Annotated in this window: 12 protein-coding genes, 1 tRNA gene and 1 pseudogene; 6 read left to right on the top strand and 8 right to left on the bottom strand. The window is 51.6% G+C overall.

Annotated elements, in window-relative coordinates; translation table 11 throughout:
- Positions 1 to 21 precede the first annotated feature (21 nt).
- Positions 22 to 483, bottom strand: a complete 462-nt coding sequence (locus tag LVJ85_RS01555; RefSeq protein WP_244740858.1) for a cytochrome c — start codon at positions 481 to 483, stop codon at positions 22 to 24.
- 126 nt (positions 484 to 609) lie between these two features.
- Here LVJ85_RS01555 and LVJ85_RS01550 point away from each other — a divergent pair, with 126 nt between their 5' ends.
- Together LVJ85_RS01550 and LVJ85_RS01545 are read left to right on the top strand one after the other, a co-directional pair.
- Positions 610 to 1,437 (top strand): SDR family oxidoreductase, encoded by an 828-nt coding sequence (locus LVJ85_RS01550; protein ID WP_244740856.1) that lies wholly within the window; start codon positions 610 to 612, stop codon positions 1,435 to 1,437.
- Between the two features lie 149 nt (positions 1,438 to 1,586).
- Positions 1,587 to 2,483 (top strand): patatin-like phospholipase family protein, encoded by an 897-nt coding sequence (locus tag LVJ85_RS01545; protein ID WP_085363457.1) that lies wholly within the window; start codon positions 1,587 to 1,589, stop codon positions 2,481 to 2,483.
- 226 nt (positions 2,484 to 2,709) lie between these two features.
- Here the strand turns inward: LVJ85_RS01545 and LVJ85_RS01540 are convergent.
- Positions 2,710 to 2,871: pseudogene (locus LVJ85_RS01540) on the bottom strand (signal peptidase); the annotation flags it as partial.
- Positions 2,872 to 2,980: 109 nt separating this feature from the next.
- Positions 2,981 to 3,457 carry a nicotinamide-nucleotide amidase gene (gene pncC, locus LVJ85_RS01535; protein WP_244740854.1) on the bottom strand — a complete coding sequence of 159 codons (477 nt, stop codon included), beginning with the start codon at positions 3,455 to 3,457 and terminating at the stop codon, positions 2,981 to 2,983.
- Between the two features lie 518 nt (positions 3,458 to 3,975).
- On the opposite strand from pncC, the gene LVJ85_RS01530 reads away from it, so the two are divergent.
- The gene (locus LVJ85_RS01530; RefSeq protein WP_244740851.1) at positions 3,976 to 4,584 is read left to right on the top strand and encodes a YdcF family protein; all 609 of its coding nucleotides are present in this window, start codon (positions 3,976 to 3,978) and stop codon (positions 4,582 to 4,584) included.
- A gap of 103 nt (positions 4,585 to 4,687) precedes the next feature.
- On the opposite strand, the gene LVJ85_RS01525 is transcribed toward LVJ85_RS01530, so the two are convergent.
- Complete coding sequence (locus LVJ85_RS01525) at positions 4,688 to 6,160, bottom strand: YdiU family protein (protein ID WP_244742936.1); 1,473 nt, start codon at positions 6,158 to 6,160, stop codon at positions 4,688 to 4,690.
- Between the two features lie 277 nt (positions 6,161 to 6,437).
- Here LVJ85_RS01525 and LVJ85_RS01520 point away from each other — a divergent pair, with 277 nt between their 5' ends.
- Positions 6,438 to 6,818, top strand: a complete 381-nt coding sequence (locus LVJ85_RS01520; RefSeq protein ID WP_244740849.1) for a hypothetical protein — start codon at positions 6,438 to 6,440, stop codon at positions 6,816 to 6,818.
- Between the two features lie 21 nt (positions 6,819 to 6,839).
- On the top strand, positions 6,840 to 8,159 hold the full coding sequence (gene miaB / locus LVJ85_RS01515; protein WP_085363453.1) for a tRNA (N6-isopentenyl adenosine(37)-C2)-methylthiotransferase MiaB: 1,320 nt from the start codon (positions 6,840 to 6,842) through the stop codon (positions 8,157 to 8,159).
- A 245-nt stretch (positions 8,160 to 8,404) separates the two neighbouring features.
- Here the strand turns inward: miaB and LVJ85_RS01510 are convergent, their stop codons facing one another.
- The 3 genes from LVJ85_RS01510 to LVJ85_RS01500 form a co-directional block, all read right to left on the bottom strand.
- Positions 8,405 to 8,899 (bottom strand): heme-binding protein, encoded by a 495-nt coding sequence (locus tag LVJ85_RS01510; RefSeq protein ID WP_244740847.1) that lies wholly within the window; start codon positions 8,897 to 8,899, stop codon positions 8,405 to 8,407.
- A 175-nt stretch (positions 8,900 to 9,074) separates the two neighbouring features.
- On the bottom strand, positions 9,075 to 11,234 hold the full coding sequence (yccS, locus tag LVJ85_RS01505) for a YccS family putative transporter (protein ID WP_244740843.1): 2,160 nt from the start codon (positions 11,232 to 11,234) through the stop codon (positions 9,075 to 9,077).
- 263 nt (positions 11,235 to 11,497) lie between these two features.
- On the bottom strand, positions 11,498 to 11,917 hold the full coding sequence (locus LVJ85_RS01500) for a hypothetical protein (RefSeq protein WP_244740840.1): 420 nt from the start codon (positions 11,915 to 11,917) through the stop codon (positions 11,498 to 11,500).
- A gap of 187 nt (positions 11,918 to 12,104) precedes the next feature.
- Between LVJ85_RS01500 and LVJ85_RS01495 the strand changes: the two genes are divergently transcribed.
- Positions 12,105 to 12,180: transfer RNA gene (locus LVJ85_RS01495), tRNA-Lys, on the top strand.
- 577 nt (positions 12,181 to 12,757) lie between these two features.
- Here LVJ85_RS01495 and rpoC read toward each other — a convergent pair.
- Entirely contained in the window at positions 12,758 to 16,936 is a 4,179-nt protein-coding gene (rpoC, locus tag LVJ85_RS01490; RefSeq protein WP_244740837.1) for a DNA-directed RNA polymerase subunit beta', read from the bottom strand.
- Positions 16,937 to 17,015: the final 79 nt, after the last annotated feature.

The following is a 17,015-nucleotide window of genomic DNA, read 5'->3' as shown; positions in this document are numbered from 1 at the left end:
ATTTTTACGGTATCCGGCAAATTATTTAGGACGGCGGAACGTATCGTGGCAAGATTTGCAGTTGGCGCCCACTTCGCCGTAAGCCGCTTTGATTTCTTCCAAATTGCCGCCTTGTGCTTTGGCATTCAGATTGGCCACTGCCGCGTGGAACTTCTCTTCCGCCGCTTTGAATTCATCCGGCTTTTCCCATGTTACCGGCAGCGTATCGCCGTCGCCCTGTTCGTCTTTTTGGAAGTGTTCAAACGGTTTTTTACTCTCTTCCACAAACACGGCAGCCGCGGTTTTGAATTTTTCCACTTCGTAAGGCTCGTCACCTTTAACCATTTTTCCCATGCTGCTGAAATTGGGCATCATGGATTTGAAAGCGGTGGTGCGTGCTTCGGAAATCGGCCCTTTGGCAACTTGAGGTTCCGCGCCTCCGCAGGCGGCAAGCGTGAAAACGGTTGCGGCGGCTAAGGCTGCCTGTGTGATTTTTGCGTTCATGCTAATGTGTTCCTTTCGGTATGGTAATATTGTCGGGATTTTTCGGCATCATACCTTATAAAGTTAAAGTGATAAAACGGGGCCGGCGACAACGTTCAGACGGCCTCATACCAATAGGAGAAGATTATGGCGATTTTAATTACGGGCGCATCGGCCGGATTCGGCGAAGCAATGTGCCGCTCATTCGTGACGGCAGGCCACTACGTTATCGGCGCAGCCCGCCGCATTGAAAAATTACACACCTTGCAAGCCGAGTTGGGCGAGCGTTTTCTGCCGCTTGAAATGGACATCACCCGCAGCGAATCTGTGGATCAGGCTTTGCAAAACCTGCCTGAAAACTTTGCCGTTATCGACTGCTTAATCAACAATGCCGGCCTCGCTTTGGGCTTGGATGCCGCCGACAAAGCCGATTTTGCCGATTGGCAGACCATGATTCAAACCAACATCATCGGCTTAACCTACCTCACCCACAAAGTGTTACCACAAATGACCGGGCGCAAAAACGGCTACATCATCAATATCGGTTCCATCGCCGGCACTTACCCCTACCCCGGCGGCAATGTGTACGGCGCCACCAAAGCCTATGTGCGCCAATTCAGCCTCAATCTCCGCGCCGATTTGGCCGGCACAGGCGTGCGCGTGAGCAATATCGAGCCGGGTTTGTGCGGCGATACCGAATTTTCCAACGTGCGCTTCAAAGGCGACGACGAACGCGCCGCCAAACTGTATGAAAACGTGCAATTTATCCGCCCGCAAGACATTGCCGACACCGCTTTATGGCTCTACCAACGCCCCGCGCACATGAACGTTAACACCATCGAAATCATGCCGGTGGCACAAAGCTTCGGTGCACTTCCCGTCCACCGCGAAGCACCTCCGCCCGTTACGGCTGAAAACGGATTCGACAAGCAAAGCATGTCGCTGTTTCAAAAGATTAAGTCTTGGTTTAAATAAGCCGGCTGCCTATCGAGGTCGTCTGAAAAACCCGACAAAACACCGTTAAATCCCGTGCTGCTGTTCAAAACCGGCGGCACGGGTATTTTTCCGCCACGCGCAAACCGTTACAATAAGCGGTTTTTGAACCAACCATGCCATCTGAAAATATGAATAAACTTTATACCCGCCGTGCATTAATCGCGGCAGCAGCGGCATTGGCACTCTCCGCCTGTGTAACCCAAACACCTTCCGGCCAATCGTCCAAACCCACCACCCAAGCCAAACCCAAAGCCGTAGTCGGCTTAGCCCTCGGCGGCGGCGCATCGAAAGGCTTCGCCCATATCGGCGTGCTTAAAGTGCTCAAAGCCAACAATATTCCCGTCAACGTCGTTACCGGCACCAGCGCCGGCTCGATTGTCGGCAGCCTCTACGCCGGCGGCATGTCGCCCGACCGTTTGGAATTGGAAGCCGAAATTTTGGGTAAAACCGATTTGGTGGACTTAACCCTCTCCACCACCGGCTTCATCAAAGGCCAAAAACTGCAAGACTACATCAACCGCAAAGTAAACAACCGTCCGCTGCAAAACCTGCCGTTGAAATTTGCCGCCGTAGCCACCGATTTGGAATCGGGCAAAATGGTAGCGTTTAACCGCGGCAACACCGGCCAAGCAGTAAGAGCATCGGTAAGCATCCCCAACGTATTCCAGCCCGCAGTGATCAACGGACGCAATTATGTGGACGGCGGCTTATCCGCCCCCGTGCCGGTAACCGCAGCCAAAAATATGGGCGCGAATTTCATTATCGCCGTGGATATTTCCGCCAAACCGGCCAAACTTTCGGAAGCGGGCTTTTTCTCTTATCTCGACCAAAGCCTCAATATCATGAGCGCGGCGGCACTGCAAAACGAATTGGGCAAAGCCAACGTAGTCATCAAGCCCAAAGTTCAGCACTTGGGGGCGGTCGGCGGATTTGACCAAAAAACCCAAGCCATCAAGCTGGGCGAACAAGCCGCATTGGCCGCGCTGCCTGAAATCAAACGAAAACTTGCGGCATACAGCCGTTGATAAACAGGCATATCTTGGCAACATTCCGGATAACCGTCTCAAATAGTTTGAGGCCGTCTGAAAACGGACTTGGCGGGCTGAATTAAACCGGTTTCGCCAAGCATTTGGGGTGCAGCAAACCGCTTTCGCAGGGGCGGATTGCGTATCCGCCCGCGGGCAGTAGCCGGTAATCTATGCCAATCAGACAAAAAAGCCGTTCCCATCCATCGGGAACGGCTTTTTCGTAAGACTGAGACCTTTGCAAAACCTCCAGATGTGGATGCAGTTCAAGGCGTAGCAGCGCAGTGAGTGCAGACATATCATATAGATAGGCAAGCGAGCGGGCAGCGCACAACGCAGAAATGCGCCGCAGATGGGGGTTTTGCAAAGGTCTCAGACTGTTTTTCAGACGGCCTCAAGCACAATTATCTTGCTTGAGGCCGTCTGAAATATATTAAGAAGCTGATGGCGTGTTGCTTGACAACCAACCCAAATGACAACACGCAACCGCTACTCTCTCAAACCTCTTCTATCTTTTCACACAAAAAATCCAACGCAAACTGCACGGCTTGGGCGCGGATGCTGTCTCTGTCGCCGCTGAACAAAGCCGTTTTCGCCCAAATACGCTGCTTGGCGGCCAAGCCGAACCATACCGTACCAACGGGCTTTTCATCGCTGCCGCCGGTGGGGCCGGCAATACCGGAAATGCTGAGGGCAAAATCGGCTTTGGCGGCAATCAGCGCGCCCAAAGCCATTTCGCGCACGGTTTCTTCGCTAACAGCGCCGTAAAAAGCCAATGTGTTGTCTTTCACGCCCAGGAGCTGCTGTTTGGCTTCGTTGCTGTAAGTCACGAACCCGGCTTCAAACCATGCCGAGCTGCCCGGTAGTCGGGTCAGTTCGGCCGCTAATAATCCGCCGGTGCAGGATTCTGCGCAGGTAACGGTTTGCCCGCATTCGCTGAGTCGGGCGGTAATTTTGGCAAGGGTATTATGCATATGGTTGCCTTTACTTTATATGATGTGGTTGACGTTTGTGTGTGCAGTTAATGTGATGCGTCAGAACATATCATCGCGCTGTTTTGCGCCTAGCATATTCCGTTTGGGTATTCATGCTGCGCATTATACCTTTCTTTAATTTGTGTTTTTCGTTATGGTTTCAAATGGCATTATTTACAAACAAACGGTTCAACATACGTACAACACCCATATTTCAACTGTAATAGCGCGTGGATTATTTTTTATTTTAAAACATATCCGCAGGCAGTTTCAGAGCAAATGCACCCGCTTGGCAGGTTTTGAAACCGCTTGTTTCTAAGCTTTATGCCGATAATGCTTGGGTTTGGTAAGCTTGTATTATTACGCGGCCTGCCGGGCAATTTTTACACACATTTTTGTTTGCTGCCTTTTCTGCACATCGGTTTGCGGTAAAGTGTGCCCCAAAATCATGTTGCTTCCTTTTTATGCCGATTTACGCTGACGAAGCAACAGTCATCAACCTGTCTTTTCTGATATGCATGAGTAAAAAACGTATTATGTTTGTTTATGTGCCTGTGGTATTGGCGGTTATCTGGCTGATACTGCTGATGTGGGTGCATGTATCGGCTTTATCCTTCCGTTATATTACCGTAGATGAAATCCAACCGGCCGATGCTGCGCTGGTGCTGGGCAATTCTGTTTATAAAAACGGCAAACCCAATCCCTGCCTGCGTTCGCGCGTGGCTGCCGGTGCGGAGCTGTATCATGCGGGCAAAGTGCCGAAACTGGTGGTAAGCGGCGGCACCGACAGCGACGGCAGCAACGAAGCCCAACATATGAAAGCGATGGCGGTAGAAATGGGCGTGCCTGAGTCGCACATCCTCACGGAAGGCAAGTCGGAAAACACTTATGAAAACATCCTCTTCAGCTCGATTCCCTTGTCCAATAATTCGAGCGTGGTGCTTGTAACTGCCGATTACCACCTCAAACGCGCTTCATGGCTCGCGCGCCGCCAATGGCACGACAGCAAAACCATTCAGGCGTATTCGGGTAAAGTTGAATGCGACGATGAAAGCACCGGCTATCTGCGCAAAATCGTGCGCGAAAGCTTGGCTTGGATCAAAGCTTATTTCATGACTCCGGAGTGATTCATCCGGCGCATCATAAACCGGTCAACCAAATCTGAAACATCACACAAAGGCCGTCTGAAAAAACTTTTTCAGACGGCCTGATTCCTTGCAAAACCCGACATCAACTCGAACAACTCACACAAATCCCTTCCGCCCATTGCGGCGGCAGTTCGGCAAAATCGGCAAACTCTTTGCGCTCGACAAACGGATTCTGCATACAGCGGTGCAGGCGTTCGATTTCGCGGAAGTCGCCGCTTTTCGCCAACTGTATGGCCTGCTCCAGCAAATAGTTTCGCAACACATACAGCGGGTTAACGGCATTCATACGCTCGGCGCGTTCGGCAGGACGGCTGTTTTCCGCCCGCAGCCTGCCGCGGTAACGCCCCATCCACGCCGTAAACGCTTCGGTGGGGCCATGAAACAGCGCCGACAGTTTTTCGGGCAACGGTTCGCCGTGGACATTACCCACTTCGCTCAAGTATCTGAAAAACAGTGTGAAATCGACTTTACGGCTTTGCAGGGCGGTGAACATATCGGCCACCAGTTCGTCGTCGCCTTTTTCTTCCGTTTGCAAACCGAGTTTCGCACGCATTTTTTGCAGGTAGGCCGTCTGAAAAATATCGGGGAAGCGTTCCAACTCTGCCACCAAATCGTCTTGCGACACCAGCGGCAGCAGGCACGAGGCAACGCGCGACAAGTTCCAATGCACCACATACGGCTGCTCGTTGTAGGCATAGCGGCCGCCCGTGTCGGAATGGTTGCACACATGGCGGCGGTCGTAGGCATCGAGAAAACCGAACGGGCCGTAGTCGATGGTCAGCCCTAGAGCCGACATATTGTCAGTGTTCAACACGCCGTGGCAAAAGCCGACGCTCTGCCACGCGGCCACCAACTCGGCGGTGCGGCGGGAAACGGCTTGAAACAAGGCCAAATAAGGCTGGTCAACTTCGCGGCACTCGGGGAAGTGGCGGTCAATCAGAAAATCCGCCAACACGGGCAGGTTGTGATGTTGGCCGGTGTGATACATGTATTCAAAATGGCCGAAACGGATGAAACTAGGCGCAATGCGCGTAACCACCGCTGAAGTTTCGGCTTCTTCGCGGTAAACGGCATCGTTGCTGCCCGTAATCGCCAGCGCGCGCGTGGTCGGAATGCCCAAGCCGTGCATCGCTTCCGAGCAAAGATATTCGCGGATGCTCGAGCGCAACACCGCCCGCCCGTCGGCAAAGCGCGAATACGGCGTTTTGCCCGCACCTTTAAGCTGCCATTCCCAACGCAGGCCGTCTGAACCGACCGAATCGCCGATCAACACCGCACGTCCGTCGCCCAATTGGCGCACATACACGCCGAACTGATGACCGCTGTACACCGAAGCTATCGGCGCAGGATCATATTGTTTGGCACTGCCGGCCAAATAAAGCAGGTTGTCGGCGTTATCGAAAATTTCAGACGGCCTCAGGCCTATTTCTTCCGCCAAAACATGATTTTGCGCCACCCAATACGGTTCGCCCAAAGGCTCGGTGCTCACGCGGCTGTAAAAAGCCTCCGGCAACTCTGAAAACGCTTGGATGTGCAGAGGAAGTGTGTGCGGCATGTGTTTTTCCTTATCAGTATCGTCGCGCAAGAATACGCCAAGCTGCGTTTTCAAACAATCCTCATGCTGCCAACCCTGCTCGTGCGGCGCTTGAAGTTGATCAAGCATGAAAGCTTTCGATCGCACTCCCTATTTTTCAGACGGCCTCATTTTCAGACGGCCTCAGCGACACCATCTGTAAAAAATCCTATTAAAAACAACAAACCGCCTACGTTAAAAAGCGTGCTGTGCTATAATCCGCGGCTGTCCTACTCACTCAGATATAAGAAAAACCATCATGCGAAAATTTTTTACCCTTTTGATTTTATTGTGTTCTTCCCTAACTTGGGCGCAACGCACCGTTCCCGCCGATATGGATGTTGCCGTATTGAAGCAGGTAAATTATCCGCAAGTTGTGTTGAGCAACGGCGGTTTTCCGTGGCTGAAAATCCTCACGCTGGGCTGGCTGGATAACAACGTTTCCGCCTTCAACACCACACACGACCTGCGCATCAAAGACGAACGCAACCGCTTCATCGTGCGCGGCAGATTAGTGGGCCACATCGGCAAAACCGTCGCCGTGCGCCGTGACGATTCCGGCAATATCAGCGAAATCTGGGTGCTGACCGACAGCGAGCAAAAAGCCTTCGAGCAACGTGCCGCCGCCCTCCAACCATAATTATTTCCCTATCCACACAACATGAAAAAAGTATTTATCCGCACTTTCGGCTGCCAAATGAACGAGTATGACAGCGAAAAAATGCTGTCCGTGCTTGCCGAAGGCGACGACCTCGTGCAAGTCAGCGAAGCCGAAGAAGCCGACATCATTCTGTTCAACACCTGCTCCGTGCGCGAAAAAGCGCAGGAAAAAGTGTTTTCCGACTTAGGCCGCATCAAACCGCTGAAAGCGAAAAATCCCAATCTTATCATCGGCGTAGGCGGCTGCGTTGCCTCTCAGGAAGGCGAAGCGATTGTGAAACGCGCGCCTTATGTCGACGTGGTGTTCGGCCCGCAAACCCTGCACCGCCTGCCGCAAATGATCGTCGATAAAGAAACCACCGGCCTCTCGCAAGTGGATATTTCTTTCCCCGAAATCGAAAAATTCGACCACCTGCCGCCGGCTCGTGTGGAAGGCGGTTCCGCTTTCGTATCGATTATGGAAGGCTGCTCGAAATATTGCAGCTTCTGCGTGGTGCCCTACACCCGCGGCGAAGAGTTTTCGCGCCCGTTAAACGACGTGCTTACCGAAATTGCCAACCTCGCCCAGCAAGGTGTGAAAGAAATCAATCTGTTGGGACAAAACGTCAACGCCTACCGCGGCGCAATGGACGACGGTGAAACCTGCGACTTCGCCACCCTGCTGCGTATCGTTCACGAAATCCCCGGCATCGAGCGCATGCGTTTCACCACCAGCCATCCGCGCGAGTTCTCCGATGCGATTATCGAATGCTACCGCGACCTGCCCAAGCTGGTATCACACCTGCACTTACCGGTGCAAAGCGGCTCCGACCGCGTGTTGAGCGCGATGAAACGCGGCTATACCGCACTGGAATATAAATCCATCATCCGCAAACTGCGCGCCATCCGCCCCGATTTGTGTCTGAGCTCCGACTTTATCGTCGGCTTCCCCGGCGAAACCGAACGCGAATTCGAGCAAACGTTGAAACTGGTGAAAGACATTGCCTTCGATTTGAGCTTCGTCTTCATTTACAGCCCGCGCCCCGGCACGCCGGCCGCCAACCTGCCCGACGACACGCCGCATGAAGAAAAAGTGCGCCGCTTGGAAGCCTTGAACGAAGTAATCGAAGCCGAAACCGCCCGCATCAACCAAAGCATGCTCGGCACGGTGCAACGCTGCTTGGTGGAAGGTATTTCCAAAAAAGACCCCGACCAACTGCAAGCGCGCACCGCCAACAATCGTGTGGTGAACTTCACCGGCAATCCGCGTTTGATCAATGAGATGGTGGATTTGAAGATTACTGAGGCTTACACTTTCTCTTTACGCGGAGAAATCGTATAGCTATGAAACTGAATCTTTTATACTGCGTTGGCTCGCCTTAGCTCAAAGAGAACGATTTTGTAAGCCGCTGAAGCGGCAACAAAATCAATTTCGTACTATCTGTACTGTCTGCAGCTCGCCGCCTTGTATAAAAACTTCATTTTCACAGCCATAACCGCCGAATCGTAATCATCGTTTACGGCAACCATCAAACAAGAGGCCGTCTGAAAATCTTTCAGACGGCCTCTACCGTTATCACAACTCAATCAACGACCATGTAAAGCTTTAGCACCGGCTTTGGCCACCGTTTCATCTTCTTCCACCGTGCCGCCGCTCACGCCGATGCTGCCGACGATGGTACCTTTTTTATCGGTGAGCAGTTCGCCGCCGCCGAAAATCACCAAACCGCCGTTGGTCACTTCGATACCGTAAAGCGGCTGCCCGGGCTGCGACGCTTTGCCTAAGTCGCGGGTGGACATATTGAAATAGCGCGCCGTGCGGGCTTTGCGTTCGGCAATATCGATACTGCCCAAAAACGCATCATCCATCCGCGCAAACGCTTTCAGGTTGCCGCCTGCATCCAGCACGGCGATATTCATCGATACTTTGATGGCTTCGGCTTTCTTCAAGGCCGTCTGAACCACTACTTGCGCTTGGTTCAAGGTCAGATCGCCCGGTAGGGTTTTGGTTAAGCCCGCCGATAATGCCGAGCCGCTGAACAACAATGAGAACAACAATACTGCCGCTTTAGGGTAACGCATGTTTTTTCTCCTCATAAAGTGAACGACAATGTTCACTTTTGATTTAAAACCCTTTTTTTAGCAGGGTCAACCGTTGCCGCAGATTATTTTGACCGTTATCAGAGTTGCCGGGGCCGTCTCAATTTCTCTATCAACAACCTAAAAGCAAACCAACCGCCCTCTTCCCTGACGCCGATTACTCGGCTTGCGCCGACACGGCAGGAGTGCCTTCGACGCTGCCGTGCAAAGCGGTGTAGCAAGGGTCAAGCTGGCGGGCAATCAGGCTCAACTGCTGCCACAAAATACTGCTCTGCCTATCTTCGCCAATCAAGCCGTGCAAATGCTGCAAACCCTGATTGACCTGAGCTAAGGCCGTCTGAAAAGTTTCCGGCGAAGCAGTCGCAAGCGTTTCCAACATATCCGCAATTTGGTTGGCGGTTTGGAAAAAGCCTGCGGTAAATTCGGGCGCACAGCCGCCGACCATCTGGCTGCGGTAGGCGCCGAGAGCGGAAATATAGCCGATGAGGGCGTAGCTGAGTTTGAGCAGGTTGAAACCGTCTTGCAGTTTGCTGCCGTATTTTTCCGGCTCCCCGCTCATGTCCGACAAGGTGCTGCTCAATGCGGCGGCGGCTTCATGCGCTTGGCGGCGCACTACTCGGTAGGCAACGTCGTCGGAACCGCCGGTTTGAAGCTGGCCGAGAATATGGCGCAGATACTGGCCGTTGCGGTTGACGGCTTTTCCGGCGGTACGGCTGAGAGTTAGATAACGCCAGTCCGGCCACAAATAGCTGACCGCCACCCACGCAATCGCCGTTCCGGCAAGGGTATCGGTAAAGCGCGTCCATGTGAGCGCAAACACATCCTCACCCGCCAGCGACATTGCCGTCAACGCCTGCACGGTAATGAAAAACGTGGAAAAACTGTATTTATTGGTGCGGAAAAAGAAAAACAGCGTGGTGGCCGCCAACACAATCCACAATTTGGTTTCCACAGACGGCGTGAAGTAAGGCACGAGCGAGCCGACCACCACGCCCAAAAGCGTACCGGCAATACGCTGATAAATACGGCTTTTGGTGGCCGAATAGTTGGGCTGGCACACAAACAAAGCCGTCAGCAAAATCCAATAACCCATGTGCAGATGAAAAATCTCTACGATACTGCACGCCGTAAACACCACAATCGCCAAGCGTACTGCATGCCGAAACACCGCGGATTCAAAGTTCAGCTGGCTGCGCACCGTCCGCCACACATTGCGCAAACCGCCGCTTTCCATCGCCGCGATACGGGTTTTGTCCGAAGCCCCCTCATCGGCCGTCTGATCGCCGCTTTCGATATGGCTGAGTTGGTAATCGACGCTAAACAGGTTTTCCAGCAGCCGCTGCAATGTGTGCACTTCACTGCCGTTATGCCTTTCAGCATACACTTTCAACGACTGGCGGCATCCTTGAATCGCGCGCTCCAGCCGTTTGCTGTATTGGTAAGGATGGCCGCTGCGCAGACTCTCCGCCACATCACGGCACGCCTGCCCTTGCAGCTCCAGCAAACGGTTGATGCGGAAAATCAAATCGGTATTTTTCAAACGCTCCGCCAACTCGCGGTAATCCACATGCGCCGAGCTGATGCGCTCGTGAATATCCTGCGCGGTAAAGTAATAACGCAGCATACGCATCGTGCGCGGATGCCGGTGCTGCCCGCGCATACGGTAAAACAAAGCATTGCGGCAATGATTGAACACTTCGATGATTTCCGTGTTTTTCATCGCCAAGTCAATCTGACGGCTTTCCAACCAATCCGCCTCGTCCGGATCGAAAAAAGCCGCTTTCGCATCCAAATATCCGCCTAAAGCCGCATAAGCCGAAGCCATGTTTTCCTGAACCGGACGATGGGGAAAAATAATGTGCAGCACCAAAGTCATCATGCTGTACAGCAACGTGCCGCATAAAATCAGCACAGGGTTCACAAACCACGGCATCGCCGGCGTATAAGCCAGCGTGGTGTACGTTGCCACCGCCAACGTACCAAACGCCAGCGTACGGTAACGCAAGCCCACCGCACCCAGCAGCGTGAACACAAAAGTCAGCAGCGTCATCACCAAAATAAACGGCAAGCCCGAACCGTGCGTGAACTGCGCCGCAAGCGAAGAAACCGAAAACAGCAACAAAGTAATCACGATATTTTTCAGACGGCCTGTCAAACGGTTGTCCAAATCAACCAAACCGCCGGCGATGATGCCCAACACAAAAGGCGTCGTCAGCTTGGGCACATCAAAATACCAAATCAGCGTGGTGGCGATAAACACGCTAAAAAACACCGGCAAGGTGGCGATAACTTTGGGATTAACAGCAGGTGTGCGCATAAGACGTTGGCGGTAAGATAATCAATCGGTTAATGAACACAAATTGTACAGCATTCAAAGCAGTAACAAACGCAGGAAAAGCAATACAGGCCGTCTGAACATTTTCAGACGGCCTGTACTTTAGAAAGCAAAAACACATCATTCAAAAAGTTGTTTATTGAAAATGCGTTTCCAGCCCAAAATCATGTATCCGAACGAACCGTTTGGCCAAACAAAGCAGGTTTTAGACACTCTTTGCCGACACAGCCCGCTCTCTGCACAGATTACTTGGTTGCTTCTTTAGCTTTATCGCCGGCTTCTTGAGCGGCATTTTTCACGTCAGCCGCAGCGTCTTTGGCAGCAGCTTTAACATCAGCAGCGGCATCTTTAGCCGCAGCTTTTACATCGGCAGCAGCAGCTTTAGCATCAGCTACTGCATCTTGAGCGGCAGCTTTAGCATCGGCAGCAGCTTCTTTACCGGCTTCAGCAGCATTGGAAGCAGCATTTTCCGCTTTCGCACCGGCTTCTTTAGCCGCCTCAACCGCGCCGCTTACAGCAGAAGCCGCTTTGTCTTTAGCGTCTTGAACGTCGGTTTTCACTTCAGAAGCAACAGCTTGAGCAGCTTCTTTGGTTTCTTGTTTGGTTTCTTGCGAGCAAGCCGCCAAAGCAGCAGCTGCCATAAGAGCGATCAGAATTTTTTTCATCTGTGTTTATCCTTTTAAATATTTATTTAATGCCCAACGAATACATTTCATCGGAACGGCTAAAATCATAGCACAGTCACCCAACAGATAAAATAAATAAATTCTCTTCTTTTACATTGAGATGCAAAAAAAGAAGCAAATACCCATTGACAGAAAAACCCGTTATATCTAAAATGCGCAGCTTATCGGGTCGTTAGCTCAGCTGGTAGAGCAGCGGACTTTTAATCCGTTGGTCGAAGGTTCGAATCCTTCACGACCCACCAGATAAATCAACAAAACAGGCCGCAAGCAATTGCGGCCTGTTTTGTTTTTAGGTATTTAAAACATTCCAAAGCAACGGGAATCCGCACCGTTGCTTTTTTGTATTTGAGGCCGTCTGAAAAAGATTTTAACAAAACCAACGAAGCCCGTTTTCAGACGGCCTTCTGATCAATGTCAGCTATATTCCCGTTGTAGCATTGGCAGTGTCACTGAAAGCACGTTTCTATGTCAGATTTATTCCCTATCAAATGAGCAAATTCGTATTGACAGACGCTTGCCAGTATATTGCTGTACTTGGTATCAACTAAAACTCATCATTAAATACAAAGTGGCAAGCAATAAACACCGCAAAGGAAACAGAAACGGTTTTACAGGCTTCTCAAGCAGGAAAATCACGCGCACATTAGCAGTATTTATGTAACTGTATTCAAACTTTTGCCCCTTCGTATTTAAGATTTTTTATTTTCAGCACTCCAGCGTCTCTATTGAGGGTTGCGTCCATTTTTTGACTGATAAAATAAAAACGCCGACTGTATAAACACAGTCGGCGTTTTGTACTGGCTTTTAAGCCGTTTTATTTTACTCGGCTTCGTCAACCTGCTCGGCTACTTCGGCTTCGTGATGTGCCTGCCATGCTTGGCGACGGGTACGGTGGTAAGTCAAACCGGTACCGGCCGGAATCAAGCGGCCGACAATCACGTTTTCTTTCAAACCGCGCAGCTCATCTTGTTTGCCCATAATCGCGGCTTCAGTCAACACGCGTGTGGTCTCTTGGAACGAAGCGGCTGAAATGAAGCTGTCGGTAGACAACGAAGCTTTGGTAATACCCAACAACACGTTTTCAAAGCGTGCAGGTTCTTTACCGTCGGCCAATGCTTTTTCGTTGGCCAAAGCAACATCGCCACGCTCTACCTGTTCGCCGGTAATAAAGCCGGTTTCACCTGCATCGGCAATATTCACACGACGCAGCATTTGGCGAATGATCACCTCGATGTGCTTGTCGGAAATCTTCACACCTTGCAGGCGGTAAACCTCTTGCACCTCTTGGACGATGTAGCGGGCCAACGCTTCGATACCTTGCAGACGCAGAATATCGTGCGGGTCAACTGCACCATCAACAATGGTTTCACCGCGGTTTACCACTTGACCGTCGTGGACAAGAATCTGTTTCTCTTTGGAAATCAGTGTTTCGTAAGCCACGCCGTCCACATCGGTAATAATCAGGCGTTGTTTGCCTTTGGTTTCTTTACCGAAAGACACGGTACCGGTTACTTCGGCCAACATGCCGGCATCTTTGGGGACGCGTGCTTCAAACAGCTCGGCTACACGCGGCAGACCACCGGTAATATCGCGGGTTTTGGAAGACGCTTGCGGAATACGTGCCAATACGTCACCCTTGCCGACTTCTTGGCCTTCCCGAATGGTGATCACCGCACCAACCGGGAACGCCATAGAAACAGCGGTCGTCGTGCCCGGCATACATACTTCTTCGCCGTTTTCATCCAACAGTTTTACTGTCGGGCGCAACAATTTAGAAGCTGAAGCCGAACGGCGTTTGCCGTCGATCACCACCAAAGTAGACAAACCGGTTACATCGTCGGTTTGCTTGGCAACGGTTACGCCCTCTTCCACGTTTTCAAAACGTACTTGACCGGCATGCTCGGTAATCATCGGACGGGTATGCGGATCCCATGTAGCCAAGGTTTGGCCGGCTTTCACCGCAGCACCGTCTTGTACCAACAGAATGGCACCGTAAGGCACTTTATGGCGCTCGCGCTCACGACCGATTTCATCGTGAATCACCACTTCGCACGAACGGCCGATCACAACCAACTCGCCTTTGTTGTTGGCAACATAACGCATTTGGCTGCTGAAACGTGCGGTACCGTTTGATTTGGCTTCCACTTGGCTGGCGGCAGCGGCACGAGATGCGGCACCACCGATGTGGAAGGTACGCATCGTCAACTGTGTACCCGGTTCACCGATAGATTGGGCGGCAATCACGCCGACAGCTTCGCCGGTATTCACCAACTTGCCTCGCGCCAAATCGCGTCCATAACAGTGGGCGCACAAACCGTAGCGGGTTTTACAGGTGATCGGGGTGCGGACTTTAACCTCATCGACACCGGATTGGTCAATCAGGTCAACCAATTGTTCGTTCAACAGCGTACCTGCTTCAACAAGCGTTTCTCCGCTTGAAGGATCCACCACGTCTGAGGCAGCAACACGGCCGAGAATACGGTCGCGCAGCGGCTCAATCACATCGCCGCCCTGCACCACGGCTTTCATGACAAAACCGTCAGTCGTGCCGCAATCGTCTTCTACCACTACCAAGTCTTGGGTAACGTCCACCAGACGGCGGGTCAAATAACCTGAGTTTGCCGTTTTCAATGCGGTATCCGCCAAACCCTTACGCGCACCGTGGGTCGCAATAAAGTATTGCAATACCGTCAAGCCTTCGCGGAAGTTTGAAGTAATCGGCGTTTCGATAATCGAACCGTCCGGCTTGGCCATCAAACCACGCATACCGGAAAGCTGTTTAATCTGGGCTGCCGAACCACGGGCACCCGAATCGGCCATCATGTAAATGGAGTTGAACGATTCTTGGTCTACTTCGTTACCTTCGCGGTCAATGACTTTCTGTTTGGAAAGATTGTCCATCATCGCTTTAGCGATTTTATCGCCGGCACGACCCCAAATATCCACCACTTTGTTGTAACGCTCGCCGTTCGTTACCAAACCTTGGCGGTATTGGTCTTCGATTTCTTTAACTTCTGTTTGCGCTTCGGCCAACAAGGCGGCTTTTTCTTTGGGGATTTCCATATCGTCGACGCAAATCGAGATACCGCCTTTGGCTGCGAATGCAAAACCGGTATACATCAAGTGGTCGGCAAAAATAACAGTATCACGCAGGCCGCACAGACGGAACGATGCATTAATCAGCTTAGAAATTTCTTTCTTCTTCAGCGCCTTGTTAATGTATTCAAACGGCAGACCTTTAGGCAGAATCTCGCTCAACAAGGCACGGCCTACTGTGGTTTCGTAGCGTTTTACCACCGGTTCCAACTCGCCTTGGGCATTTTTCTCCCATTCGCGCAGACGCACGGTAATTTTCGTACCCAACTCGACTTGTTTGGTATGGTAGGCGCGGTGTACTTCTTTCACGTCTGCAAACAGGCTGCCTTCGCCTTTGGCATTGATACGGTCGCGGGTCATGTAGTACAAGCCCAATACGATATCCTGCGACGGCACGATAATCGGTTCGCCGTTGGCGGGAGACAGTACGTTGTTGGAAGCCAGCATCAAAGTGCGTGCTTCCATTTGTGCTTCCAAGCTCAACGGAACGTGTACGGCCATTTGGTCACCGTCGAAGTCGGCGTTGAACGCGGCACAAACCAGCGGATGCAGCTGAATGGCTTTACCTTCAATCAAAATCGGCTCAAACGCCTGAATACCCAAACGGTGCAGGGTCGGCGCACGGTTCAGCATGATCGGGTGTTCGCGGATCACTTCTTCCAAGATGTCCCATACTTCCGGCACTTCTTGCTCTACCAGCTTTTTAGCCGCTTTAACTGTTGAAGCCAAGCCTTGTTTTTCCAGTTTGTGGAAAATAAACGGTTTGAACAATTCCAAGGCCATTTTCTTCGGCAAACCGCACTGATGCAGGCGCAGGTAAGGTCCTACGGTAATCACGGAACGGCCTGAATAGTCCACACGTTTACCCAACAGGTTTTGACGGAAGCGGCCGCCTTTACCTTTAATCATATCGGCCAATGATTTCAGCGGACGTTTGTTGGCACCGGTCATGGCTTTACCGCGACGGCCGTTATCCAGCAGCGAATCTACGGCTTCTTGCAGCATACGTTTTTCGTTGCGTACGATAATATCCGGCGCATGCAATTCCAACAGACGTTTCAAACGGTTGTTACGGTTGATCACGCGGCGGTACAAATCATTCAGATCGGAAGTGGCGAAACGGCCACCATCCAGCGGTACCAACGGACGTAAATCAGGCGGCAACACCGGCAGCACATCCATAATCATCCATTCGAGTTTCATACCCGAACGTTGGAATGCTTCCAATACTTTCAAGCGTTTGGCGATTTTTTTGATTTTGGTGTCCGAGCCGGTAGATTCCAACTCTTGACGCAACACTTCTACCTCTGAAGCAATGTCCAAGCTGCGCAATAATTCGCGGATACCTTCAGCACCCATCTTGGCATCGAAGTCGTCGCCGTATTCTTCCAACTTGGCGTAATAATCGTCTTCAGTCAGCAATTGGCGGCGTTGCAGCGGTGTCATACCCGGGTCGGTAACCACATAGGCTTCGAAATACAACACGCGTTCGATGTCGCGCAACGTCATATCCAAAACCATACCCAAGCGGGACGGCAGCGATTTCAGGAACCAAATATGGGCAACAGGTGCGGCCAACTCGATATGGCCCATACGCTCGCGGCGTACTTTAGACAAGGTAACTTCCACGCCACATTTTTCACAAGTTACACCTTTGAATTTCAAGCGTTTGTATTTACCGCACAAACATTCGTAGTCTTTCACCGGACCAAAAATCTTGGCACAGAACAAACCGTCGCGCTCCGGCTTGAAAGTACGATAGTTGATGGTTTCCGGTTTTTTCACTTCACCGTAAGACCATGAACGGATGGTTTCGGGAGATGCAATACCGATTTTGATTGCATCAAATTCTTCTTCCATGCCGGCAGACTGCAACGGATTAAATAAGTTTAACAAATTCATTTTTGCTCCTTATGGAACGGTGGTTTTCAGACGGCCTGAGTTTGCTCGAAAGCTGTTTGCTTGCAACTGTCTTTTCAGA

The organism is Neisseria sp. Dent CA1/247 (assembly GCF_022870825.1).
GTDB lineage: Bacteria > Pseudomonadota > Gammaproteobacteria > Burkholderiales > Neisseriaceae > Neisseria > Neisseria zoodegmatis.
Note: the sequence above shows the minus strand (reverse complement) of the source record. Positions and strands in the feature narration are given on the sequence as shown.